General features: G+C 55.5%; 22 protein-coding genes and 1 tRNA gene. 11 read left to right on the forward strand and 12 right to left on the reverse strand.

The genetic code is table 11. The features are described from left to right. Nucleotides 1–44: 44 nt before the first annotated feature. The 6 genes from tyrS to CI601_RS03255 all read left to right on the forward strand — a co-directional run bounded on the left by tyrS (nt 45) and on the right by CI601_RS03255 (nt 5,944). Nucleotides 45–1,376, forward strand: coding sequence for a tyrosine--tRNA ligase (tyrS, locus tag CI601_RS03230; protein WP_121914256.1), 1,332 nt, complete (start codon nt 45–47; stop codon nt 1,374–1,376). 23 nt (nt 1,377–1,399) lie between these two features. Then, nucleotides 1,400–3,571 carry a helicase gene (locus tag CI601_RS03235; protein WP_183129718.1) on the forward strand — a complete coding sequence of 724 codons (2,172 nt, stop codon included), beginning with the start codon at nt 1,400–1,402 and terminating at the stop codon, nt 3,569–3,571. Continuing rightward, nucleotides 3,568–4,629: an HAD-IIA family hydrolase gene (locus tag CI601_RS03240; protein WP_121914257.1), complete on the forward strand. Its 1,062-nt coding sequence runs from the start codon at nt 3,568–3,570 to the stop codon at nt 4,627–4,629. Before CI601_RS03235 ends, CI601_RS03240 begins: the two co-directional genes overlap by 4 nt. Before the next feature lie 5 nt (nt 4,630–4,634). Beyond that, nucleotides 4,635–4,955 (forward strand): hypothetical protein, encoded by a 321-nt coding sequence (locus CI601_RS03245; RefSeq protein ID WP_121914258.1) that lies wholly within the window; start codon nt 4,635–4,637, stop codon nt 4,953–4,955. Nucleotides 4,956–5,032: 77 nt separating this feature from the next. Further along, the gene (locus tag CI601_RS03250; protein ID WP_183129736.1) at nt 5,033–5,761 is read left to right on the forward strand and encodes a TlyA family RNA methyltransferase; all 729 of its coding nucleotides are present in this window, start codon (nt 5,033–5,035) and stop codon (nt 5,759–5,761) included. A gap of 106 nt (nt 5,762–5,867) precedes the next feature. Next, a tRNA-Arg gene (locus tag CI601_RS03255) sits at nt 5,868–5,944 on the forward strand. 149 nt (nt 5,945–6,093) lie between these two features. Here CI601_RS03255 and CI601_RS03260 read toward each other — a convergent pair. From CI601_RS03260 to CI601_RS03270, 3 genes are all read right to left on the reverse strand, one after another. After that, nucleotides 6,094–6,987, reverse strand: coding sequence for an Ltp family lipoprotein (locus CI601_RS03260; RefSeq protein WP_220702620.1), 894 nt, complete (start codon nt 6,985–6,987; stop codon nt 6,094–6,096). Between the two features lie 91 nt (nt 6,988–7,078). Beyond that, on the reverse strand, nt 7,079–7,279 hold the full coding sequence (locus CI601_RS03265) for a hypothetical protein (RefSeq protein ID WP_121914307.1): 201 nt from the start codon (nt 7,277–7,279) through the stop codon (nt 7,079–7,081). Between the two features lie 5 nt (nt 7,280–7,284). Further along, nucleotides 7,285–7,650 carry a hypothetical protein gene (locus tag CI601_RS03270; protein ID WP_121914261.1) on the reverse strand — a complete coding sequence of 122 codons (366 nt, stop codon included), beginning with the start codon at nt 7,648–7,650 and terminating at the stop codon, nt 7,285–7,287. Nucleotides 7,651–8,049: 399 nt separating this feature from the next. Here CI601_RS03270 and CI601_RS08480 point away from each other — a divergent pair, with 399 nt between their 5' ends. After that, nucleotides 8,050–8,634 (forward strand): SDH family Clp fold serine proteinase, encoded by a 585-nt coding sequence (locus CI601_RS08480; RefSeq protein ID WP_220702621.1) that lies wholly within the window; start codon nt 8,050–8,052, stop codon nt 8,632–8,634. A gap of 492 nt (nt 8,635–9,126) precedes the next feature. Here the strand turns inward: CI601_RS08480 and CI601_RS03280 are convergent, their stop codons facing one another. The 4 genes from CI601_RS03280 to CI601_RS03295 form a co-directional block, all read right to left on the reverse strand. Beyond that, nucleotides 9,127–10,422, reverse strand: a complete 1,296-nt coding sequence (locus CI601_RS03280) for an AbiH family protein (protein ID WP_183129719.1) — start codon at nt 10,420–10,422, stop codon at nt 9,127–9,129. Between the two features lie 273 nt (nt 10,423–10,695). Continuing rightward, nucleotides 10,696–11,355: a hypothetical protein gene (locus tag CI601_RS03285; protein WP_121914263.1), complete on the reverse strand. Its 660-nt coding sequence runs from the start codon at nt 11,353–11,355 to the stop codon at nt 10,696–10,698. Between the two features lie 523 nt (nt 11,356–11,878). Continuing rightward, the gene (locus tag CI601_RS08385; protein WP_147437931.1) at nt 11,879–12,253 is read right to left on the reverse strand and encodes a hypothetical protein; all 375 of its coding nucleotides are present in this window, start codon (nt 12,251–12,253) and stop codon (nt 11,879–11,881) included. 61 nt (nt 12,254–12,314) lie between these two features. Further along, nucleotides 12,315–12,686, reverse strand: a complete 372-nt coding sequence (locus tag CI601_RS03295) for a tyrosine-type recombinase/integrase (protein WP_121914265.1) — start codon at nt 12,684–12,686, stop codon at nt 12,315–12,317. Nucleotides 12,687–15,036: 2,350 nt separating this feature from the next. On the opposite strand from CI601_RS03295, the gene CI601_RS03310 reads away from it, so the two are divergent. After that, on the forward strand, nt 15,037–15,702 hold the full coding sequence (locus CI601_RS03310) for a helix-turn-helix transcriptional regulator (protein ID WP_183129721.1): 666 nt from the start codon (nt 15,037–15,039) through the stop codon (nt 15,700–15,702). A gap of 92 nt (nt 15,703–15,794) precedes the next feature. Here the strand turns inward: CI601_RS03310 and CI601_RS03315 are convergent, their stop codons facing one another. Beyond that, nucleotides 15,795–16,265: a hypothetical protein gene (locus tag CI601_RS03315; RefSeq protein WP_121914269.1), complete on the reverse strand. Its 471-nt coding sequence runs from the start codon at nt 16,263–16,265 to the stop codon at nt 15,795–15,797. Between the two features lie 903 nt (nt 16,266–17,168). Here CI601_RS03315 and CI601_RS03320 point away from each other — a divergent pair. Both CI601_RS03320 and CI601_RS03325 read left to right on the forward strand, forming a co-directional pair. Beyond that, nucleotides 17,169–18,521: a PolC-type DNA polymerase III gene (locus CI601_RS03320; protein WP_259465294.1), complete on the forward strand. Its 1,353-nt coding sequence runs from the start codon at nt 17,169–17,171 to the stop codon at nt 18,519–18,521. Between the two features lie 235 nt (nt 18,522–18,756). Continuing rightward, complete coding sequence (locus tag CI601_RS03325; protein ID WP_110452252.1) at nt 18,757–19,524, forward strand: TIGR00730 family Rossman fold protein; 768 nt, start codon at nt 18,757–18,759, stop codon at nt 19,522–19,524. A gap of 18 nt (nt 19,525–19,542) precedes the next feature. Here the strand turns inward: CI601_RS03325 and CI601_RS03330 are convergent, their stop codons facing one another. From CI601_RS03330 to CI601_RS03340, 3 genes are all read right to left on the reverse strand, one after another. Continuing rightward, on the reverse strand, nt 19,543–20,220 hold the full coding sequence (locus tag CI601_RS03330) for an O-methyltransferase (protein ID WP_183129722.1): 678 nt from the start codon (nt 20,218–20,220) through the stop codon (nt 19,543–19,545). A 73-nt stretch (nt 20,221–20,293) separates the two neighbouring features. Beyond that, a complete protein-coding gene (locus CI601_RS03335; RefSeq protein WP_395947998.1) occupies nt 20,294–21,226 on the reverse strand; it encodes a succinate dehydrogenase/fumarate reductase iron-sulfur subunit in 933 nt (310 codons plus the stop codon). A 349-nt stretch (nt 21,227–21,575) separates the two neighbouring features. After that, the gene (locus CI601_RS03340; protein WP_121914272.1) at nt 21,576–23,477 is read right to left on the reverse strand and encodes an FAD-dependent oxidoreductase; all 1,902 of its coding nucleotides are present in this window, start codon (nt 23,475–23,477) and stop codon (nt 21,576–21,578) included. Between the two features lie 78 nt (nt 23,478–23,555). Here CI601_RS03340 and CI601_RS03345 point away from each other — a divergent pair, with 78 nt between their 5' ends. Beyond that, nucleotides 23,556–23,900 carry an MGMT family protein gene (locus CI601_RS03345; RefSeq protein WP_024626499.1) on the forward strand — a complete coding sequence of 115 codons (345 nt, stop codon included), beginning with the start codon at nt 23,556–23,558 and terminating at the stop codon, nt 23,898–23,900. On the opposite strand, the gene CI601_RS03350 is transcribed toward CI601_RS03345, so the two are convergent. Continuing rightward, nucleotides 23,816–25,435 (reverse strand): DNA-processing protein DprA, encoded by a 1,620-nt coding sequence (locus CI601_RS03350; protein WP_183129723.1) that lies wholly within the window; start codon nt 25,433–25,435, stop codon nt 23,816–23,818. The genes CI601_RS03345 and CI601_RS03350 overlap by 85 nt on opposite strands. Nucleotides 25,436–25,437 lie beyond the last annotated feature (2 nt).

Below are 25,437 nucleotides of genomic sequence, written 5' to 3' on the forward strand. Positions count from 1 at the left end.
GTTTAGCATACATTTATCAAATATTCGATAGGGAGTAGCCTCTCATGTCGCAGGTCACCGATTTCAGGCAGGCGGGTTTCGACTCGCTTTTCGACGAACTCAAGTGGCGCGGTCTCATTGCCCAGTGCACGGACGAGTCCGAGCTCAGGAAGGTGCTGGCCGACCCCTCGGTGACCTATTATTGCGGATTTGACCCCACGGCCCCCTCACTGCACGTGGGCAATCTGGTCCAGCTGCTCAACATGCGCCACCTGCAGGCGGCCGGTCTGCATCCCATCGCCGTTGTAGGAGGGGCCACCGGACTGATCGGTGATCCTCGGCAGTCGGGGGAGCGTACCCTGAATCCCAAGCAGACCGTGGCCGAGTGGACCGAGCGCCTGCGTGGCCAGATCGGACGCTTCCTGGACACTAAAGGGGACAACCCCGTCCGATTCGTCAATAATTATGAGTGGACCGGCTCTATGAGCACCATCGACTTCCTGCGCGATGTGGGCAAGAACTTCCGCATGGGCACCATGCTGGCCAAGGACACGGTGGCCCGCCGTCTGGACTCCGACGAGGGCATCTCCTTTACCGAGTTCAGCTACCAGGTGCTTCAGGGCAACGACTTCCTGGAGCTTTTTGACCGCTACGGATGCAGTCTGCAGCTGGGCGGCAGCGACCAGTGGGGGAACCTGACCAGCGGCCTGGACCTGATCCGCAAGGTGCGCAATGCCTCCGTCAACGTCATGACCAGCCCATTGATCACCGACTCCCAGGGCAAGAAGTTCGGCAAGTCCGAAGGCAATGCGGTCTGGCTGGATCCCACCATGTTCAGCCCCTACCGCTTCTATCAGTTCTGGTTCAACCAGCCTGACGACCAGGTGGTCAAGCTGCTGAAGACCTTCACCTTCCTGCCCAAGGCCGAGATTGAGCGTCTGGAGGAGAGGACCGCCCAGGATCCGGGCGCGCGCGAGGCCCAGAAGGTTCTGGCCTGGCAGGTGACCTCCTATGTGCATGGCGAGCATGCCGCCCAAGGGGCCATCGATGCCTCTGGTGCCCTCTTCGGTCGTGGCAAGACCCTGGAGGAGCTGGACGAGGATGTGCTGGATTCCGCACTCGACGGCCTCAAGGTCGATGATGGACAAGGCGGGCGAGCTCTGCCCGCAGCCAGCGAGGGCCAGCGTCTGGTGGAAGCCGGTGTTGCGGCCGGACTCTTCCGTTCGGTCTCCGAGGCGCGCAAGACTGTGGCATCGGGCGGTTTCTACCTGAATAACCAGCGGGTCGAGGATCCGGATCAGGTTTTGGAGAACAAGGACTTTCTGCATGGGCGCTTCGCCCTGGTTCGCAGAGGAAAGAAGGCCCTGGGCGCACTTGAGCGTCGGGCCGGCAAGTAGGAACGTAGGAATTAAGGACACTGATGGCAGAAGAACACAATCATTCCCGGGGCGATCGCGGACGGGGCCGGGGCGGTTCGCGCCCAGGAGGCTTCCGGTCGGGCGGCCGTCGCTCTTCGGGCTTCCACAAGGGCGGTTCGCATTCGGGCGGATACCGCTCCGGAGGCTACCGTTCGGGAGGTCACCGTTCCGGCAACTTCCACAACCATGACGGCGAGGGCGGCGAAGAGCGTCGTTCCGAGGGCAGGAATGGACAGCGGCCCTTCCGCGGGCGCGGGCACGATCGGTTCGACCGCGACCATCGCGGATACCGGCATGACCGTCAGGATGGCCACGGCGGCTTCCGCAGGGATTCCGACCAGGATCGCCATTTCGACAGGCGTGATGACCGCCACGGCCGTCGACAGGATGGCGATCGTCCACGTCGTGATTTCCATGCCAATGGGCATGGCGGATACGGGCATCGTGATCATGACAACGACCGCAGTAGGTCGGGGTATGGCGATCGTCGTTCCGGTCGCGGCTACCAGCGGCATGACCGTGACCGTGATCGTGGTCAGGGCTTCCACGGAGACCGCCGTCGGGGTGACGACCGGAGGTTTGATCGTCGGCAGGATGAGCGGTCCGGCGGGGATCGTCCATGGAACAACCGCTCGCGTGATGACCGTCCACGTCAAGACCGTTCACATGGGGACCGTCCCTACGGCAACCGCTCCTACGGCGACCGTTCCCGTGATGACCGTCGTCAAGGCGGCTATCGGGGCGACCGCTACCAGGGCCAGCATGGCCGCGATGACCGTCGCCATGACGACCGCCGCGGGACCTATCAGCGTGACCGTCAGAATGGTTATGACCGCGGTCGCCGCAACTCAGACGGGACCATCTCCTATCCCTCGCAGAACCCCTACACGGATCGCCGGCCTGGCGAGCCCAAGATGCCCAAGGGCCTTGAATGGTCCATGCTCTCCAAGGATGACCGTCTGCGCCTGCGCGGGCTGAGCAAGGAGCACGCGGAGAACATCGGCTTGCACATCCTGGCCGCCTACGCGCTGGAGGAGACCGATCCCCAGGGGGCCCTGGCTCATGCCAAGTGGGCTGCCCGGCAGGCTTCGCGGATCGATCTTGCCCGTGAGACTCTGGCCCTGGTGGCCTATCGTCAGGGCGACTACAAGTTGGCCTTGAAGGAGTTCCGCACTGCACACCGCATGAACGGCTATTCCGATTACCTGCCCTTCATCGCCGATTGCGAGCGTGGTCTGGGCAATCCCCGCAAGGCCATTGAGGAGGCTACCTCTGAGGAAGGCAGCCAGCTCCAGGGCGAGTCCAAGGCGGAGATGTTCCTGGTCTATGCCGGAGCGCTGGGCGATCTGGGCCTGTGGGACAAGGCCATCGAGACCGTTCAAGCCCTGGCCAAGGCTCGTGGGCTCAGCGGCGACTACCGGATGCGTGCCGTGCAGGCCGAGCAGAACTTCCTCGAACAGGCTGGTCGCAGCCAGGAGGCCCTGGAGCTGGAACCCCTGCTGGATCGGCTGGAAGCGGAGTATGCCGACGAGGATGAGGACGAGGATGGCCAGAAGGACGGACAATCCGAGGAAATCCTGATCGACTACGACCTGGAGCACCTGGATTCGGCCATGATGGAGGACCTCTCCATCGACCCGGATGGCGGTGAGGAGGACTCGGATGAGGCTGAAGCTGAGATTGAGGCCGCTGAGTCTGATGTCACCGATGCATCCGATCAGGGTGACGATGACAGCCTAGTTGAGGAATCCCCTGAATCAGCAGCTTCGGACGATTCAGCGGACTCAGCTGGCACAAGTGGCTCATCTAAGTCGACTGACTCATCTGATTCGGCTGATGCATCCGACGCAGTTGATTCAACTGGTTCGTCCGACTCAGCGGGTTCATCCGAAATGCCGGAATCCGGAATGCAGAAATCGTCAGACGCTGTGGAGCAACACGGGGAAGAGCCCTCTCGCCTTGATGGGCAAACTTCGGACGATGGCTCTCAAAGCGACCAGAGCAGTGACGAAACCGACACGGCTGTCGCCGATAAATCCGCTGCTGACAACGGCGACGCGGCTGTCCTGAATGCAGGATCCGAGGCAGACACTTTCGATCATCAAAACGAACAGAACAAGGATGAGCAGGTCAAGGAGTCCGATACGTCTGATGAAGACAGGGCTGAATCGTGACCGTCTTCCTCAAAGGAACTGATGACGCTCCGGCAAAGACCTACCGTCTGGCCCTGCTGGACCTGGACGGAGTGGTCTACCGGGGCGCTGATCCTGTCGAGCATGCGGCCGAGGGCATCGACCGCGCTCAGACGCTCGGCATGCGCATGGCCTACACCACCAACAATGCATCCCGGTTTCCCCATATAGTGGCCGATCAGCTGCGCGGGTTCGGTCTGACCCTGGACGATGGCCAGGTCATCACCTCCGCCGTTGTCGCCGCACGAATGCTGCGCCGACACCTGCAGGAGGGCGCTAGGGTGCTGGTCATCGGATCCGATCATCTACGTGATCAGATCCGCCTCAACAAAATGGTGCCGGTAGGCAAGGCTGCAGATAAGCCGGAGGCCGTCATTCAGGCCTGGTATCCCGAGCTGAGCTGGCAGGACCTGGCCCAGGCCGCCTTTGCCATCGAAGGCGGTGCGCGCTACTTCACCACCAACAAGGATCAGACCCTGCCCCGCGAAGGTGGCATGGCGCCCGGGAATGGGGCCATGCTCCAAGCGGTGATTCTGGCTACTGGCAAGCAACCGGAGGACTCAGCCGGGAAGCCGGAATCGGCCATGTACGATGAGGCTCGGCAGCTCTTGGCCGGCGACCAGAAGATCTTGGACATTGACCGATGCCTGCCTGTGGGCGATCGTCTGGACACCGACATCGAGGCAGCCAACCGGGGCGGGTACGACTCAATGCTCGTCCTGACGGGTGTGGCCCGAACACCCGCCATTCTGACTGCACCGGCCAAATGGCGGCCAACCTATCTGGCTGAAGACCTGCGTGGCCTCACTGCGCCGCAACCTCAGCCCAGTAAGGAGGCCGACCAGACCTGGCACTGCGGAGGCCAAACCGCAAAGGTGGATGACGACGGGCATGTCACTTTGCGTGCTCTTGAGGGTGGCGGCGATCCCCTGTCCGATCTGGATGCTGTGCGAGCCTGCGCCTGTGCGCTCTGGGAGTACCAGGATCGTGGTGGAGACATGGATGCGCTGAATCTGCCCGCCTTCTTCGTAGGGGCATAGCGGCCATGTCGGAAGAGGTCAAGCCCGGACAGCTGGGAGCGAGTGGACCATCCCAGGAATCCAATCACTACGGGCTACCTGAGCAGTCCGGCCAGACCGGGCAGCCTGTAGAATCTGAGCGTTCTGGACGGTCCTCTCAGGCAGATGACGAGGATACGACTGCCTCAGCACCCGAAGAACCCATGGATAAGCAGGCCATGGCACCTCTTTTGGAACGTTTCCCTGAATTGGCTGAATTGGATGATCTGGATGATGCCCAACAGGTCGAGCTGCTCGGCAAGGTGCTGACCGGGCTCCAGCAGGACCTGAACCGGGAGGGCAAGTGAACGATGAGGACACAGTCGTCAGCGCTGGGGACGGTCGTCGAAGGACTGTGGCCCACACCCGCGACCGGCTTGACCGTATGCTGCCCACACAGGGGCTGACGGATTCGCGTGCCAGAGCCCAGGCGCTGATTCGTCAGGGCCGGGTTACGGTCAACGATCATCCGGCATCAAAGCCTGCTCAGAGTGTCCAGCCAGGCGATGTGATTCTTCTGGATCCGGGCGATGACTATGCCTCCCGTGGAGCGCTGAAGCTGGAGAGCGCCCTGACGACTTTTGCGGCGCAGGGGATGCCAGATCCGCGTGACAGGCTCTGTCTCGATATCGGGGCCTCCACGGGCGGTTTCACTGATGTTCTGCTCAGGCATGGTGCCAAGAGAGTTATCGCCCTCGATGTGGGCCACGGGCAGTTGCTTGAACGGATTGCCGCTGACCCTAGGGTAATTGACATGAGCGGTGTCAACATACGCGAAGTCCAGCCGGGCGACCTGCCTTATCGCCCGGAATACGTGGTCTCTGATGTGTCCTTCATCTCGCTGACCTATGTCATTCCCGTCCTCCCGGCCTTGCTGACACCTACTGCTAACTGCTTGTTGCTGGTCAAGCCCCAGTTCGAGGTCGGACGTAGCCTGCTGGGCCACCATGGCATTGTGACGGACGAGGACCGCAGGCAGGAGGCTCTGGGGCGCGTCTTGGCCTGTGCGCGTGAGCATGGATTTCTTGTCCGAGCTACCACGCCATCGCCCATAACCGGAGCCCATGGCAACGTAGAATATCTGCTCTGGCTGTCTTGGTCACAGTCGGCCTGAAGCCTGCGGTTTCCCGCTTCCTTCGCGACACACCAGACTGGACAGAATCCACAGTTGCGATAATATAAATGAGTTGTCAAAAACGAGTTCTTCGTCAAGATGACATGCGCCAGTAGCCCAACGGATTAGAGCAGCTGACTACGGATCAGCAGGTTGCAGGTTCGAATCCTGTCTGGCGCACCACACGGAAGCCCTATGGCCACAACGGTTGCGGGGCTTTTTCATTATTCGGGGAATCCATCTAAAACACAATTTTGTGTGACATCTGTGTGACAAAAGTTCCCGCAAAAAGAAAAGCCCCGCCGAAGCGGGGGCGGATATGTAGCGGTTGGCTACTGGTTGAGGTGCTGCACGGCGTAAGCTGCTTCCTCCGGCGTGAACTTTTCTCCGTACTGGCTGGTGAGCTGCTCCTGGATGGCTGCTGGGCTCATATGCATGGTCTCCTGGTATTCTTTGGCTTTGGCAAGGGCATTGGCGTTGTAATCAGCTTGGAGGTTGTCTACGGCGTATTGAGCGGCTTGCTGAGAGAATTTCTCTCCGTTCTCGCTTGATAGCTGTTCGCGGATACCTTCCTTGGACATGTGCATTATGCTTGAATACTCTTGAGCCTTCGATAGAGCGGATTGGTACTCGGCTGGGATTTCTTTCTGCTGTGCGCTGCCCTGCGCATCATTGGATGAGGCTTGGTCGGCGTTTCGTTTGATCCTTGCCGCTTGGGGGTGGTCTGGGCAGAAATCTAGGACCTTGTATCCGTCCTTGGCTTCTTCTGCGTTGGCGAAGGGGTTCTTGTCTGGATCCTTGTTCGTGTCGCTGCGCCCGTCGATTGGGTATCCTGTGGTGCTGGCGCATTCTGCCAGCACGCGTGTGAATCCATCGTCCGCGTCGGAGGCGTCGTCCTTTGTTTGGACCTTGCTCAAGGCTGTTCTCTGCTCCTCGGTGGGGCCTGGTGTTTCTCCCTGGGCCATACAGTCGAGCGGCGACGGGTACTTCCATGAATCCTTGTAATTTTTAATGGTTATAAGCTTGGTCTCGCCTTTATCGTTTTTAACGTCGTTGCCATTGTCGTCTTTTACACTGCATGAGAAGAACAAGGGACGCTGGTCATACAAGGAGTCTGCGGAGTCGCTTGATGGTTTCGGTTTTGCGGTTGTGTTTTTAGGTGCACAACTGGCAAGGCTTGCCATCAAGCCACAGCAAATAATGAAACCAAGAACTCTCTTGCTCATATAGCTACTTTAGCTGCTATTGACCTGCCGACCAGCAAGCTGCTTCGCGGGCATGGAAAAAGCACCGCCGGAGCGGAGCTCATATTTTGTCTTACTTGCACAGGTCCCAGAGGCTGAACGTGGTCTTCCGGTAGGCCTTGTTGTACATGGCTTTCCTGGGGTTTCGTATCCACCCCATGCCTTTCTTCCCGTAGCCGGGGATGAGGGCCTTCTTCGCCTGCCGCTTCCACTTGCCCGTGGTCCGCGCCTTGAACGAGCGCCTGGGGCTAGGGGTACGCATGCCGAACTTCATGACCGTCACTTATCTTGGTCTTCTATATTAAGCGTGACATTTTGCTCGGTTGACGATATGCCTATGCTGTATCCATTCTTCTCCAGATACCCACTGCCGTCGTCTTGCACCTGGTCATTCAGCTCATCAGCGGTAACGCCAACGGTTTTCGTGATGCACGACAGACCGGGCAAAGCCTCCGAGCTTGTATCCGAGTCCAATTCGGACATGTACATTATGCTGTTTTCTTTTTCGTTGTACTGGATGGCATCGGATGCTTTGCTGCATTTGGCGTTGAGCCGCTGTACTGCATCGGAGCCTTGTTCTCCGCATGCAGTGAGCGAGACTGATGCGCATATTGCCAGGAGCAGCGAGGCCAATTTCTTGACCATACGATTCCTTTCGTCGTCTGTGACTACCAGCAGGCTATCAGTTGTTCTGTACGGTGATCTTGCTAGTGGGGATTAGCTCCGTGCTTTGCAGTGCATGCGGCTTGAATCGAGTATGCGTTGGTAGTCCTGGATGATTTGGAAGGTGACGTCGAGTTCGCAGGCGATTTGGTAAGGGTCGCATTTGTAAATGGCCTCTGCTGTCTAATATTCGAGTGGGTTAACGAGTTTCATTGTGGTTTCTCGTCGTGCCCGTCGTGCCAGGCGCGGATCGTATAACGCCGTCCCTAGTGGCATCGGCGTGCGGCCAGTGGATGAGTTCGTGGACGATGGTGCAGTGTTTCTGGTAGATGAGGTGCCTGTCGATGAGAAAAGGAGCTTTCTACGCTCATTGAAAAGAAGGTGGATACTTCAGCAGGAGCAGAGAACGATGGCGTTAAAAGCAAGGGCTCTCGGAGCAAAACTACGCGAAGGAAAGCCGATAAGCTTCCAGAAAACAATTGGGAAGATCTCCTTATAGACAGCAGGACCCCTCTTTATGCGTCGGAGCATTCGGGACGGTATGAACGCCAGAAGCTCATCAGGGGATACGAGCAAATCACTGGCAGAAACCTGATTGCAGTCGTCGATCAGGTATACGAAGGAAAGATGGCTGTATTCCAAGAGCTCCTAGGCGATTGCGACCCCAATAAAGAGCTTGATGTACTCTTGTCGTCACCCGGCGGGAGCAGAGAAATGGCGCTACGCATAGTGCAATCCATGCAGGACAAATGCCGAGCCGTGCGCGTGATTGTGCCTGATATGGCAAAAAGCGCTGCTACTGTGCTTTGCCTAGGTGCTGACGAGATAATGATAAGACCGGCTGGTGATCTGGGTCCTATCGACCCTCCAATAATCCTTCGGTCAAGATTCATGGTCAGCGCAAAGGAACTGGTGCGTGCCGTAGGGGATGCCGAGGCAAAAGTGCGGGATAACCCCGGAGTGTAGCCTTATACTCGTCATTATTGTCTGAAGTTAATATGCTGACATATGAGCAGGCAAAATCAGCTATTGATCGTTCTGGGACATTGATGAAAGAGGCTCTAGAGGCAGTTACAACATGAGGCAAAGATAGGGTGAATCGCCTAAGCGGCCAATTAAAGGGGCCTCTGATTGATGTGCCGACGAACCATTCAGCTGTATTCTCTTATGAGAACGCAAAGCGTTGCGGTCTCCCCGTCACGAGACCGGATCTAGACAGCAGAGAATGGAAAGTGCTGTGGTCCCTTTGGACGCACTATTATGCGATCGGCAGTTTCTCAGCCGACAATACGACAGTATACGAGGGCAAAAGAGTTTCACATATCGAAAGTCCTACAGGAATTGTCAATTGACCAATTTTGATCCCAGAGGTTACCCGATCTTGCATTCAATAGTTCCTTAGTTGCATTGCCCTCGCTTCGGAAGACCGGGGCGAGGGCATAATGATTTTTTTAAATCTTATTGATAATAAGCTGGGTTATAGGCTAAGGGAGCCTGTTTGATGGTCAGTCTGCCCTCCAAGAGCAGCTTGTGAAGTAGGTTCCTGCCATGATCCTTGTTATCCAAAGACTCCCCGTACCCAGCGATGAGATGGTTAACCTCCCGGAACATCTCTTCCTTGACACCCCTCTTTTCTCCTTTATTTCCCTTTTCACCATTTCGGCGTTTTCCGTTGTAGTAGAAGATTAGACGAGTATCGCTTTCATAAAGATCTACCTCATCAAAGATTGCTTGGAAGTATGAGTAGTCTGCAAAGTCCAAAGAGTGGCCAAAAAATTTGATCATACTTGTTGCCTTGTTCGGAGATCCGGCCCTATGCGGGTACACTAAGGAACGATGATGCTTGCCACTTAGGGCCATGAGACGATAGGTTTTAGTAAACTGCACCATGCTTTTATAGTCTTCATGATCTCGGGTTAATTTCAAGCCATCAACGCCAAAAATAATATTATTTTCGTCGGCTTGGCCATGAATATTGATACAATAGGGCCGTTTTTTCCATGATTCTATCATGGGATATGTGAAGTTGAAGTCCAGTATATTAATAGTGTTTGGTTTCCCTAAAAACTCACTTTTGGCAGTATCTGCTTTAAGGACAGGTATTCGATGTGGGATTTCGTCGTTGGCTATGTTCAGAATCAAATTCGTAGAATCGTGCTTGTATGTGTGAGATTTTTTAAGTTGCTCCTTCAAATATACCGCAAATACATGCTCGAAACGATGCAGCTGATCTAAGAGAAGATTTAGAAGTGTTTGAGGCTTACCGTTCCACTTGTAGAAAAAATGCGCATAAGATATTATGCATGATTCTGCGTCCACAGGCAGATGAGAGTACGTTTCGCTATTCCAATTGATTCTAGAATAGCGTTCGCATATCCAATCTACATTAGACTTATAGCAGTTTTCTCGACCTTTATATTTCGTTGGGCGGTAATTCACCCATCGTTTTATGCAAGACTCAATATTGAACCATTTTCTTCGCTTCTTGTCTTCATCAAGTATGAAATCCCAAACCGTAAGACCTTGATCCCACAGCATATAGGGTAATGTCTTCCCGCACTGTTTTTTCCCAAACGGGTTAGTGATTGTAATAACTGGGAAGCTCTTTGAGTTTCGTAACCTATAGTTTATTGATTGGTTTATTTTTTTATAAATAGTATTCCTGATTTTCATGAAATCATCAAAACTAGACTTCAGCCCACACTGAAGATCAAACCCATTACCAAGGATCAGCAATTGATTGTCGGACGACAATGTAATCTCCTTAATTTTGGCCTCAACGCCTTTTGGCAGAGTTATTATATAATCCGAGTTTATGAAGCATAGGCGATTAGACTAAATTCCGCGCTATCCACTACGCTACTTATCCACAATCTCGGTAATCAGGCAATAAGAACCATCCTGTTTCCTGTAGCCTGAAACTGTCATGTCGTCCGGTTCCCCCTGAAGTATGCGGGCGGCATGACCTTATCGTTCACAGGCTAGCATTTCGAGCCCTCTATGCTGGTGAGCTCACGATAAAAGTTCTCAGCAAAGCGAACCGGGCTGTCTTAACGGGCTCATGCAAGCGTTGCAGGCTTTGCGCGGCTGTTGCGGAGCCATGACAGCTCCTCGGAATGTTCTGACCTTACGGACGCCCTCAACTGGCTTGTACTCTATAATCTTCCTGCCGGTAAGGATGCTGACTTTTTCAGCGATCATTCGATTCGTGGATACAGGTAGTGGATCAGGACACTGGCTTTGCTCAGTGGGGACGATCAGCGGGCCGCGATCGTTGGTTGCGCATTGCCAGCAGATGTTCAATGCTGCGTATTGCAGCAGGAAGCGCAGACCAAGTCCTCGATCTTTCAACGACCCGCAGGCCGACGCGTCCCATGTACCATCAGTCTCGCTGGCAATGTCGCAGTCCAGGCCATTTGCAACTGCAGCATATTCTTTCCATGAGATGCGAAGGGCTGAAAGCAATCTCCTCTGCACGGAGAGCTCCCTTCGTTCGTTCTTGTATATGGCAAAGATCTCATTCTCCCCCTTGGCCGCTGCTAATGAGGGCTCCAGAAAGAAATCATCTTCCGAAACGCCCCACCACAACGGCATGAGCTTGCCAAGAACTGCGTTTTCAGCCGTATGGTATCTATGCTGCAGGGCTTCGATTTCGTTTGTTTGCCTCATGTCGATCTGTATGTACATAGTATTTCTTACCTTTCTTTTTCCGTTTTCTTCGATATTTGTACAATATCCTTACATTAACTATCCTATCGCTTTTGATTTAGGCAGATCCTGTTTACAGAATGAACATGGGAGGCAAGGGTTGCGGACATTTGCCGGGAGAACGATCTGTTTGCGCCACTCAGAAATGCACCCTTCCCTATTCCTGACGATGTCTCGCGGATTCCCGGCAGTCCCCTCGCGATCCCATCTCAGATAACCAACGGAAGCTGTTGACCATTCTCCTGCACAAACGGCTCGACCAGAACATCGACCAAGAGCAGCAGTCCAAGCCAAAGCCAGCCGGCAGGACCGCGAGCGCCTCGCCGCCATCCAATAGGGGTCACAGAGCGGACCGTCAGAGAGATCGAGCACAGATACCAGAGCAGGTAGGCCGACTACTCTTATAATTATGGACAGACAGGTAAATTTTGACTTAGTGATAGCGGACGATACGAAAGATATACTCCCCAAAGACGACTATACATATCTGTTGGGAGCAAGCCTATTTGTTTTCGACCGAATCAACGCTTTTGTCGTCGAGAATCTTGGCTATACGGGTTTGACGGAGGAACTCGACTGGTACCACTTGATCGACGCCGGGCAACGCAGTTACGTCAAGCACATTAGAGATTATATTGACCATGAACTTAACACGAACATAGCCGACCAATTTGGTCACTTGCTCGATGAGAGAAACCGTATAGTCCACGGGTTCCCGGTCACTATAGGCAAGAAAGAAGATGATAGCCAAGAGCAAGTCCTGGACACGAAAACAAAACACAATGACAAGAACCTTGTCAACAGTGATAAGCAACACATTGTCACTCGGAAAGAAATGCAGCAGTTTATCGCTGATTGCATGGATCTCGAATGTCAATTAATCCCCGTGCGTAAACGGCTGTGCAGTAAGAACAAGGCTTAGTCGAACTCGATCTGCTTCAGACCCAGGCTCTCATCCATGGTCTGGCCTTGAAGCTCTCGCTGTCATAGGTGTGATTATAGTGCTCCACCAGGGCATCAGAGGAGTGTCCGACGATCTCTTTGATGAGCTGCGCGTCAACGCCCATGGACGCTAGGAGGGGGACCACGCTGTACCTAGTCTCATGGCTTGAGTGAGACTCCGAGTTGGGGATGTGCGCGAGTTTGATTAGAGTGCGAAAATTCGCCACGTTCTGTTTGGGGTCGATGACGGAAACATCAACTTTATGGAATAACAGATTATATGGATTCGGCTGCTTGCTCGTGGCTTTTATATGCTGCTGCATCACCTGTGCAAGCACTGGCACAATGAGAACTTTATGGCCTGTCATGCTCTCGGGGTGAGTAAGGTATCAACGGCCCGAAAGGTGGAGCATGTCAAACCCGTCCGATCCGCCATTTGCTGTCCGGATCGTTGGCACCTCGTTTCTTTCGGCACGGCCAGCCATTTGGGCACGTGTTGCCGCATCCGTGGTCTTTTTGGAGTTCCTCGAGCTTCCAGTTGACCTCATAGCTGCCGACCAATGCCATTGTTCCCACGGGGACTTGCTCTGTGACTTTGATGTTGCTTTTCTGTGGTTTGCCGTCAGCATCGAGGTATTCGCATCCTTCTCCACCTCATGGTCCTCGTATGATACGGTTTCGGCCATGTAGAGGCGGAGATCCGGCTCGCGGGCACCCAGTATCTCCCCTTAGCGCATTCCGGTCAGCAGTCGGAACCGCATGCGCGCTCCCTCTGCCTTGTCGGGCATCGCGGTAGCAGCTCGCAGCATCGACTCCATCTCGGGCATGCTGAAGGCGGTTCTCTCCCGACCAACCTCCTTATATTGGGCATCCTTGCTTTGAGGGATGGGCAGCTTCTCGGCGGGGTTGGACGAGATAATCCGATCTTTTTCGTGTCTTCAAAGAGGGAATCAAGAGTTGATCTTAGCTGCTTTTTCAGTCTGATCTCGGCATTGCCCAATACGCGTCCCTTTCGGTCATGGGCCTTAGCCGTGGCCAGTATGTAGGTGATAGGGGACGGCGTGAACTGCGCCAGAGGCTTGTCCTGGTAATCTGCGAGATGATTCTGCAGGATGTCGGTATACATCCTGTAAGACCTGGGATCCACCATCTCGCCAGGAAGACGGGGGAGTAGGCGCCCAGCGTGGCTTTCTTGTCCACTTCAATCCCGTCGTTCCCCCTCATATCTTTCCGCCAGGCCTGTGCCTTCTTGGTGACGGCTCCCGAGGTGTCCGCCGTAAAAGTCCTTTTACGTCTCCGCCCATCCGGATAGTATCCGACGCAGATCTGCTGTTTCCACCTCGCCTTGCTTTTGATGACGGTGTTGCCGTCTTTGTCCTTGCTTTTCAAGCTGGCCGTATACTCGAAAGGCACTCTGGCTCCAGCGGCTCTTTTGCGCTTCGGCGTCTGTACTACGAATTTTGTGTGACATTTGTGTGACAAACAACTGACCCTTAGTAGGGGATCAGTCGACTGTGAGTTGTGCTAAAACCGTTGATATTTCGTCAATCTTAAAAACGGCTTCCTTGCCAGCTCTTAAAATACTGCTATTTACGGATCAGCAGGTTGCAGGTTCGAATCCTGTCTGGCGCACGAGAAGATAATGGTTCCAATGCCTTATGGCTTTGAGATCATTCTTGTTTTCGGATTCGCGCACACTGCTGCTGCAGGTTTCATCTCCGGACTCATCCTGTCCGCATAGTGTTGCGGCTGATTTGACCGTCGCATTTTCGAGCCAGTATCCGCCGGTCGTCCTATATGCAAGTATGGCAGTTCGATTTTCCGCGCTCTCCAAGTGTTCAGGGAGCTCACCAGTATCACCAGCATCTCGGCAGTCTCGTGGGTGTTAGCGGCTTGGTCGGCGTGTCACTATGTTTTTTGCATCGACTTGGCTTCGATGTCTATAGTCTGCAGGAGTGCTTGTGGGAGGGGCACTGAGGTGGTCTTCAAGTCATCGTTCGATATGTGGGGGGCAACTCTGATTGGTCTGACATCGCTTCCCGCATCTCGGTCTTGTATTCGGACGCCATGGTGTTGAGCATCTGGTTGTCCACTAATTACGAAGAAGCTGTTGATTCCCCGTCTGCTCATGGTCAGCTCCTGGCCGTTCTGAACTCATGTATTGTATTGTCTGATGCCGGTATCATGGCGTGGTATGTAAGCTACCTACCCGAGCTGCCTTCTTATTTCAGGATAGGGCCCTTGGAATCCATGCCGATGAGTATCTACGGACTGGATCCGTCAAGTCTTGCCGCGGAAGCGATGGCCGACTTCCAAGCGTGAAGCATATCAGTTGACTTAATCCTTTGATGCCGCTCGTGGATCATGGGGAGTATGACCGGGTCTTGTCCCACTGGCTACACCTTCTTATCTTTGGATGGCTTAATTGCTTGACAATACATAGGGCTTGGCAATCGGCAACGTGAGGCGAGTGTGATTGGTGCTGCGCTGATAACCCGTCTGGGGCGTTTGTCCAACTTGAATTATGGTTGAGCCATGCTGATAGTCCTTGAAAAATGAGGATGTCAAAGACTTTTGGCGAGGAAATTTTTGCTGGGTGAGGGTTTGGGTTGATAGCGTGAGGGGGTCGGACTAGCGCAGATCACGATGATGCAACCACATAGCCATCAACCAACATCGGTCAGCGGACGATGGTCAGGGGAAGAGAGTGGCAAGGGTATGGAACTCGGTAATCAGATTCGCCGGTATCGCTCGGAGCGGGGAATGTCCCAGGATGATCTTGCGGGGAAGATATTTGTGTCCCGCCAGACCATATCCAACTGGGAGAACGACCGTACCTACCCGGACGTGCAGAACCTGCTCCTCCTGTCCAACCTCTTCGATGTGACCATTGACCAGCTGATCAAAGGAGACCTCGACATCATGGATAAGAGCATTGATTCGGAAACCAAAAACCTTCGCCGACTCGGCTTGGTCTGTGGAATCCTCACGGTCTTCATGCTTTTGACCCTTATCGTCGGATTTACTTTCTATTTGAAGTTGAATAAGTCAGATGTGATTCTGTATGCCACGCTTGCCTTGGCTCTGATAACGGGCATTTTGGGTATCATAGCTGCCGCGTACATCGAGCAGATTAAAGCCCGCAATGATGTGCAGACCTTTCGGGAGATCAAGGCCTTTCTGTCGGGCGAGGAAGTGGACCGTAGTAAACGAACCCGCTTTGAACGAAAGTGGCTCATGCCCGGAAATCAATACTACAGCCAGGCGTTCAAGTCCCATCCGATTGCGGGGCCGGTCATCAATTTCTGTGTGACTTCAGCCGTTGGATTCTCTCTGGGTGCAGGTATCGTCTGGATTCTGATTCACATCTTTGGCATGACCTGACTTGTATAGGAAAAGCAGATCGCACCGCAGAAATACGCTTTTGTATGACATTTCTTGGGTAGAAGTTGAGGGGGGGGCTATACAGATATTTTTTACTGCTTCTTGAGGTGAACTGTGGTTGTGGTGCCCATCGCGCTGGCCTTGTAGATGATTTCACCGTTTTCATACTTGAAATCTTTGGTATCGTCCTGTGAGGCGAGCAAGCTCTGCGGCATTTTGTCCTTGTTTCCCTGGCTGGTCCAAGAGTAGCCGCCAGCGGTGGTCGGCGGGGTGAAGCTGCCGGACCAATATAGGCTAGTGGTGTCGGGGCTCACCCAATTGATTTCTATGCTATCAGCGGTCACCGTTGCCTGCTGGTAGTGGTCTTTATCGGAACCGTTTGTCTGCTTCCATGTCCCTGTTAGATCGGCCGGTTGTGGGGCTTTGTTCGTTTTCCTGGGTTTCTCTTGTGAACTGGTCGTTTGCTTTCCTGCATCCGAGCTTGTTGAAGAATTTCCTCCGCAGGATGACAAGCCCATCAACATAACTATTGCGGCAACTGTAGTCGCGATGCCCTTACGCATTTGCGCTTCCTCTCGTCTTCAGTGAACGGCAATAGAATATCATGCAGGCTTAAGCGAGATTGAAGTTGGCATTCATATCAGCCCCCTGTTGGTCACAGAGATGACGGGTTCGCGATGTTAATCGAATGCTGTGGAAAACGGCTCCAAGTTTGGAAAAATTCGCTAGCGTTGCTTTTGTAGATAGCTCCTGTGGACAGGTATTTGATTGGATTGATAAGTTGCATAATAGGGTCCCCTTGCTCGAAAGTTTAAGCGTGATTCGTGCTAATACTTTTGCAGAGCCAATGTGCTGTCAATCTGTCAATTATTTGAAGAGCAGACGATATTGTTGATCAGATGCTTGAATGGGAAAGTCATCAGACGATAGATTGAGTCTTTTTTATCAAAGAGGTGTTTGCGTGGCAGGATTGATATGTCTGCTGTGACATTAAGGTTAAGCCTATTTACCTTAAAGCCCTAGCGTTTCAGGGCGCTTGCTGCTTACTGGGTCAGAATATACGAAAAGTACTGTATTCAGTATGTTTAAGGTTTGATACAGAGTCACGCCGCATTATATATTTCCCTCCACATCTTCTGCTGCAGAAGTTATAGCGGACAGGGAAGCAACGGGAATGTTCAAGAATTTGTTTCAAAGGTAAGTTTGTTTTCAGCGGTCATAGCAAAGACATATAAGCGACGTATCAGTTACTGCCGGTCGATGTTCAGTATCGTCTTGCCGAGTTACTTGATTATGGCATGTCGTGTGTAAGCGAACTTATGCAGAAAGCGATATATCCACACTGGACCTTGCATGAGTCATGCTCTTCGTTCCCTGTAATGGTGTCCGCTGATGTTTACACGCACTGATAGAGGGAATCCGAATAATGTTGATGGGTTTCCAGGCTGCGGTGTAGCTTATCAAGCGTGAGGAAGAGGAAGAATGACAAGGGCACGTTGCTGGGTATTGTCATTCTTGCGTTGCTTGGTGTGATCATCATGCATCCGGTGATCTCAGGAATCATTATTGCGGTTATCGTTCTGTTGGCAGTGCTGTATGCGATGGCGCATAAACAGCAGACTCAAGACCTCGGAAATGAGCATATAAGCCCAACCGCTAAGAAAAGGCATGGTCCGAGAGGAAAACACGCAAAACGGCCTGCTGACGAGCTGGTTCATTTGAACGATAATACGAAACCTGCCGACAACGATGACGGCTTGCCTGCGGATTATGTGGTGCTTGATACCGAGACGACGGGTCTGCGTGCACAGATGGATCAGATCATCGAGATCGGGGCAGTGAAGGTTCGCGGCCGGAGCATTGTCGACAGTTTCGATACCCTGGTCGATCCTGGCAGGAGTTTGGACAGCAGGATTGTCGAATTGACCGGCATTACTGATGCCATGCTGGAGGGTCAACCGAAAATCGGCGATGTGTTGCCTTTGTTCTGGTCCTGGGTAGGAGACGACCCTGTTGTAGGTCATAATTTGCGTTTCGATATGAGGTTTTTCGAAGCTGAGAGTGCACGAGTCGGGTACACCATGCCCGGCCCAGTGTGCATGGATACCTTGCAAATGAGCCGAGCTTTGTTTCCCCAGGAGAAGCACCACAGGCTGCAGGATCTTATTCGCAGATTCGGCATCGCAGAGAACGAGGAGCATCGTGCATTGTCTGATGCCGCGCAGACTAAGGAGTGCTTTGAATGGATGCGCCGGTATATGAGCGGGCTAGGCGGTGGGTTCACAACTGTTCTCAATGCGTCAACTTCTTCAGCCAGTGCTTCTACGGCATTGAAGCAGCCTAGGCAGTCCCGGCGTTTCAAGGGGAGGGGTGTGCATCGCCCATGCAATCAGCGTCCCGATGGTCAGTGCATCGTAGAGGGTATAGATAAGTGGCAGACCGTTGGTGTGTCGGGTGCGGCAAAGCATCAGGATCTGTTTAACCGATTCTCCACCAGTGACGAGGTCTGGGTGAGATTGCTGCATGGATTCATCAAAACAGGTAAGTACAAAGGCTGGCCGACAATCCAAGTCTGGCTTGACGGAGAATATGCGGGATGCCTCACCGTATTGCAGACATCACGCCATTACCGCCAGGTTCCGCCTGAAGGCGGCGTATCGTACGCACATTTCGGCGCTAGGACTAAAAGGGGAACCTGCCAGTTGCGGGTCTCATTTCCCTATGCTCATGCTGAGATGGAATTGAGCCAATTCGCGCAAACAGCTTCACTGAAGGAAGTTGATATGACTGGTTCGGCGCAGATGAAGTTTGAGATGTAGCCAAATATTCAGATCTGCCTTGATAGTTATCCAACAGAACCGTAAAGCACGGAAGCAAGAAACTTGGCTCAATGGTTCGTATTCCGGGTGAGCTCTGCCTAGGCAGACAGCATTCTGAATAGTCGAGTGCCGATGGCTACCTTGCTGTCAGCCGGGCGGCGGGGGCCGCTATCATGAGAGCCGGAACAGGATCGAGCGGGTCCTTCGGATCGGGGCCCGATGAAGGAATGCGTACATGGCGGATATGGTTGACAATCACAATGACGACGAAGGCCCGGACCTGGGCAGGACCTACCACAGCGGTCCGGTCATTATGCGCGGGCCCATGATTCCCGAGGCGGACGCCAATGCTGGTTTGCTTTCGTCAGGCGGTGACACGGACTGGCTGCATATGGATCCTTGGCGGGTGCTGCGCATCCAGGCCGAGTTTGTCGACGGGTTCGGTGCATTGGCGGAACTGGGGCCGGCAGCCGCCATCTTTGGTTCGGCTCGGACCGGCAGAGAGGATCCCAACTACGCTGCTGCGCGCAAGATGGGCGGCGACTTGGCCAAGGCTGGTATGGCAGTCATTACCGGGGGAGGGCCTGGCATCATGGAGGCGGCCAACAAGGGCGCTGCTGAGGTCGGTGGCAAGTCCGTCGGCCTGGGCATCGAATTGCCCATGGAGCAGGGACTGAACCGCTGGGTGAATCTGGGCATCACCTTCCGCTACTTCTTCGTACGCAAGATGATGTTCATGAAATACTCCTCGGGCATCATCGTTTGCCCTGGTGGGTTCGGCACCCTGGATGAGATGTTCGAGGTGCTGACCCTGGTCCAAACCCATAAGGCACCCAGCATGCCCATCGTCCTCTTCGACCGGGCTTACTGGCAGGGGCTCTTTGATTGGATTTCGGACACGGTGAAGCAGCGGGGCATGATTTCTGAGCTGGACCCCGATCTGGTCATCCGCACTGATGACCCTGACGAGGCTGTCGAAGCCATCCTGCGTCACCGTGCCTGAATAATAGGTGCGCGGCAGTCAGTGGGCGCGGGTGGCCATGATCATGCCCGTGCCGATGGGCAAAAGGCAGGATTCCCAGGCAGTGTCTTTGCCTATGGCCTCCATGATGGTGCGTAAGGTGGTCGTTTTGGCGGATCTATTGGCCGGGTTGAGCACGCCGCCCTTGTCTGGATCGTCCAGCAGGTCAAAGGCATCCGTGAAGATCAGCTGCCCCCGGTCCTTGAGCAGGCGCGGGGCCTGGTCCATAACCTGCTGGTAGTTGTCCCCATTGCCTGAGACGACGATAAGGTCGTAGTCGCTGGGGTTGAGCCTGGGGAAGTAGGTTCGGGCAGCCGCGTTGACCGCCCGCAGTCTCATGCCTGGATGGACTTTCTCCATGCCCGCGAATATTTTTTTGACCAGCGAGGTGCCTTGGGCTGTGGAGTCGACGGCGGTGAACTGACCATGACCATGCAGGCCCGTCATCAGACGCAGGGCTTCGACCACGGAGCCGTTGCCCACCAGGATGATGGATGCCGGAGCGTTCCGGCCGGCCAGGAACTGCAGGAAGGCGCCTTGCGACCGGGAACATTGGGTGAATCCGGCCTCCGAAGCCTTGTCTCGCAAGGTCTGCAACTTGTCGGATTCGACGTTCAGAGCGCTTGCCTCGGCGAATTCCCATCCTCTGGCGATGTTGTTGTACGAGGTTTTGTCCATGCTAACCATGGTAACGACTAGAGGGCACAAGCCTGTCGCCGGCTCTTGTTGCTCTGCATGGGCATGAGTCTGGCTACTCCTTGACGGCTTCGACCAGTTTCCACATCTCTTCGCCCACGTCGATCCCTCGGGGGCAGGGTCGGGTGCAGGCCCGTATGGACTGGCAAGCCTGGATTCCGTCCACCTGGTCAATGGCCTCAAGACGTTCCTGCCGATGGCTGTCGCGGGAATCGTTGATGAATCGAGCCGCTGCGATCATGGCTGCCGGGCCGGCGAAGGCCTCACCGCCCGCATAAATGGGGCAGGCCCCCTGGCAGAGTCCGCAGGCGATGCAGGTGCTGAGCAGCTCATACCGGGCCAACTCTTCCGGGGTTTGCCGGTATTCCGACGCTGGTTCTGCCTTGGCTGCCTTTGCCGTGGCTGCTTGGCTGTTATCAACAGAGGAATCATCATGGAGCAGATAAGGCTTGAAGCGTCGAATCTGCTCAAACATGGCATCGGTGTCCACTATCAGGTCTCTGAGGGGAGTGAAGCCGGGAAGTGGGCGGATCTCTACTACTGAAGATTCTGCATAGCTTGATGTTTCAGTAGAGTGTGGTGTGTCAGTATGGCTTGTAGCTGCTGTAACGGTTGCGGTTTCCGTAGGATTTGTAGCCGAAAAGTCTATGGCCGTTGAGTCTGAGACCGAATCCGAATGCGATAACGACGGGGATACGGCCGTTTTGGGTGTCGCTGTGCCGGTGCGACGGAAGGCTGGAGGCTGCTGAGCCTGCGGATTTCCAGTAGCTACACCGGGTGTGGCGTATGCGTTTGGCATGGTTTTTGATGCGGAAAGGTAATCGGCTATGGTGGCTGTGCAGAGCAGATCCGGGCGGCCGTTGATGAGCACGGCATCCGATCCGCACATGCCATGTCCGCAGGAGTACCGGAAGTTCAGTGTGGGATCCACCTCCCGCTTGATCTGCAGCAGGGCATCCAGAACAGTGCGCTGTGGGGCAATGCGGATCGTGTACTCCTGCGTCCAGCGGCGGCCTCGGGCCCGTCGGTTGCCCGCTGTGGCAAAGGGGTTGCTCTTGGCAAATGGGTTGGTTCGTGCCGGACGCTCTGATTGAGGTCGTGGAGTGAACCGGGCTATTCGGAAGGTCACAGGACGGGGATCGCGGTCAGGTGCGGATGCCTTGGATCCGTTTGAGCCGGTGGACTGTGATGTCACGGTTGCTCCTGTCCTTGCTCGGGATATGGCCCGATGCCCAATGATATGCGCGGACTCCATCCTAATCCCTGACTGACCAGGATAGGTCTCGGGTAGGTGCTCGTCTGACCAGATTGGGTTCAGAGTCCATAATCGGAGTCCATTAGTAGTTGCGGCCTTTAGGAGGCATGTCGACGATATGAACAGGCTGCCAGGAGACGTCTTCCTTTGCATCGATCATGGTGTGAGCCAGATAGTGTTCGTCATCGCGCTGCGGATAATCGCTGCGATACAGAGCGCCGCGGGACTCCTGACGTTGCAGACTGGCATTCAACACAGCCCGGGCCAGTGTCAGCAGGTTGTCCACCTCCATGATGGCGGTCACTTCCTGGTTGAGTATTGCTGTCTCATTGTGCGCATGCAGCTGTTCCGCGTCAGCATCCAGTTGATCCAGACCGCGCAAACCCTTTTCAATGCTGCCCTGATCGCATCGGACGGCAACGGCCTCCTCCATCAGCCGTCCTAGTCGGCCCATTAGCGCATAGGGGTTGTTCAGGCTGGCCTTGTCACCGGGGTCGGAGGCTTCGCCTTGGTTGTCAGCCAATGCTGGTTCCGAGGGTTCGCCGTTGCTTGCGCCAGCCAGCAACTCGTCCAGAAAGGCCTGACGCTTTTGCAGAGCTTGTGTGAGCGGAGATGTGTCGGTCGTGTCGTTTGGCTCATCGGCTTTGGATATAACGGCGGCGATGGTCTGCCCGGTCCTGGTGCCAAAGAGGCAGGCGTCCAGTAGGGAATTGCCGCCCAGCCGGTTGGCCCCGTGAACGCTGACACAGGAGCATTCCCCGGCGGCGAACAGTCCGTCGACGATTCGACGGTGGCCGTCCTGCCAGCGATAGACGCGGCCTCGATCGGTAATGGGAATGCCTCCCATGGTGTAGTGGGCGGTGGGTTTGACCGGAACCATGTCCACGGTGGGATCCAGGTGGGCGTAGCGATGGATGGTCTCGGTGACCTGGGGGAGCAGGGCAGTCATGCGCTGGCTATCAATGCCGGTCATGTCCAGCCAGACGCAATCATGAGGCCCGTCAGGGTCCGATGGATCGGCCACCCCACGACCTGCATCAATCTCGGCCATGATGGAACGGCTGACCACATCCCTGGCTGCCAGGTCGCCGTGTCCCGGCGCGTAGTCCTGCATGAAGGCCCGGCCCTGACTGTTCCTGAGCACACCGCCTTCTGCACGGGAGGCCTCCGACAGCAGGATACCGGTGTGGCCCAGGCCGGTGGGGTGGAATTGGATGAACTCTACATCTTCCAGCTGCAGACCGGCCTGCAGGGCGAGCGCCATGCCGTCACCGGTCAAATCCCAGGAGTTGGAGGTCGTATGGAAGAGTCGGCCTGCCCCACCCGTGCACAGGACGATATTGTCGGCTTGGATGGCTTGCAGCTTGCCGGCGTGGGTGTCCAGGACGATCAGTCCACGGGCCTGGCCGCCGGTTTCTTCATCAGCAGGCGGGTCGACGACCAGATCGGTCACATACCATTCCTCGGCGAACTCGACTCCCAGATGCAGGCACTGCTGCCACAGGGCGTGCAGGATCTGGTGGCCGATACGGTCGGCTGCATAGGCTGCTCTCCTGACTGGGTGGCCGCCATAATCGGCGGTATGGCCGCCAAACGTCCGCTGGGCGATGTGCCCGTCTTCAGTCCTTGAGAAGGCTACCCCGTCATGCTCCAGTTCGATGATGATGCCCGGGGCCTGCTCGGCCAGAATCCGCACGGCATCCTGGTCAGCCAGCCAGTCGCTGCCCTTGATGGTGTCGTAGTAGTGCCAATGCCAGTCATCCTTCTCCTGGTTGCCCAGACTGGCCGCGATGCCACCCTCTGCTGAGCCGGTGTGGGACCGCAGGGGCTGCAACTTGGAGACGACCAGGATCTTGGGCGACAAGCTGCTTTCGCTCCTGTTGCTCTCCAGAGCCCTGAACAGTCCCAGAGCGGTTGACAACCCGGCCGCTCCGGCTCCGACGATGACGGCATCATAGCGGCTTCTGACCTTCTGCGGATTCATACCATTGATACTGTCACAACCCGTTGATAGTGGTGGCCCTTCGGGTCCATGTCTGCTAACGCGGGCAGAATGGGTCTTATGACCGAACTTTCCTTCTCCCAGCAGGTGTATCAGGTCGTCAGGCGGATCCCTCGCGGCAAGGTAGCCACCTACGGTCAGGTTGCCTCCCTGACTGGTCACCCGCGCAACGCCAGGTTCGTAGGTTATGCGCTTCATGACAACCCCGAACCCGGGGTGATTCCCTGTCATCGCGTGGTCTTCCGCGATGGTTCTCTGGCGCCGGGATTCGCTTTTGGCGGTCCGGAACGTCAGCGTCAGCTGCTGGAGGATGAGGGCGTTCATTTTGTTCCTCCGCGTAGTGACGAGTCGGCTGGTGCAGACGGCTGGGTGGTGGATTTGGACCGCTGCCGCTGGCAGGCCTGATTCTTCGGGTGCTCAGCTACGACGCATCCGTCCTTCAGGCTGATCAGACCACGAATCTCCAGGGATCCCAGCAGTTGCATCAGATGCCTGACGGAGAGCTCACGTCCCTGATCGGCCAGCTCGGCGCGAAGCTGTCCCGTCATGGGCGGACCATTCCGACGCTGGCAGGTGCGGATAGCCGCCAGCACGGTTGCCTCTTCTTTGGTTAGGCACTCGTCATCTGCTTTTTTGCATTCACTGTCAGTCCCCGAATTTGATGGCTGGGTTGAAGGTTCGTCTCTATCGGTCGGGGATTGTTTGAGCACGGTTGGGTCCGGCTGACCGCCGTGTATGGTCTGGTTCGGATGATCCGAACCAACCGTCGGTGTGCGTCGGGCGTTCTGCCTGTTCATTTGATTACCGCGTGATTCGGCGGTATTGACTGAAGCGGAGACTTCTTGACGGACGGACTTGCCAGGGTGAACCGGTTCATGGGCAGGGTGGCAAATGTCTCGGATGTCGGATGCCGACAGGAGTAGCTCCGCCTTGCCTTCATGGATGAGCCGGTTGCAGCCGGTGTTTTCCGGTTGATCGATTCTGCCAGGAGCGGCCAGTACGCGACGACCCAGCTCGACACCCCAGTTGGCTGTGTTCAACGCGCCTGATCGGTGCCGTGCCTGTGCCACAACGATGTTGGAGGCCAGGGCGGCGATGATCCGGTTGCGCAGCAGGAACCGACGCGCCTCGGGGATGGTTCCGGGTGGCAACTCGCTGATCAGTGCGCCGCCATCTGCCTCGATGTTTTCGAACAGACGGCTGTTGCGCTTGGGACCCATATGCAGCAAGCCTCCGGCAAAAACGGCGACCGTACGTCCGTCGCCAGCAGCCAGGGCTCCCCAGTGGGCGGCGGCATCCGTGCCCATGGCCCCGCCGGATACGACCAGGTGGCCTTCGCCTGCAGCCTTCCTGGCTATCTGGTGAGCAGTGGACCGGCCATACTCGTCACATGTCCTTGACCCGACCACGGCCAAGGGTCGGTCACAGCAGATGAATGTTTCGGGATTGCCTTGCCCCCACAGGCAGAGGGGAGGGGCCCAGTCGGAGCGGCGTGCCAGGTCATCCACCTGGCCTGGCCAGCAGGGATCGCTTGGGGTCATCACCCAGAATCGGCCACCTCCAGTCATCATGGTCCGCACCTGGTCGGTGTCCATGGCAAGCAAGGGTGTCAGGCGTCTCCGCCAGGAGTTGCTGATCTTGTGGAACCGAGTGAGGTCCTCGGGGCTCGTTTGTCGTCCCCACCGAGCCGTCCCTTTCAAAAAGTGTTCATCCAGTCTCGTGCGAGCAGCATCATGATGGCTGTCAGTCCCTGCCTGGTTCGGCGCTCTTAGTTCGATCAGATTTCGACAAAGGTCGGCCGCCTGGTCCGAGCCCAACAGACAAGCAATCATAAAGGCATCGGGACCATCTGCCGCCAGAGTCAGCACGGTTCTGGCAAGCCAGTCGCTTTCTACCATGGTCATCGGTAGCGGCTGATCGTCGGGCATAGTCTTCATCATGT

It is taken from the genome of Bifidobacterium sp. wkB344 (assembly GCF_003688305.1).
Taxonomy (GTDB): Bacteria; Actinomycetota; Actinomycetes; order Actinomycetales; family Bifidobacteriaceae; genus Bombiscardovia; species Bombiscardovia mizhiensis.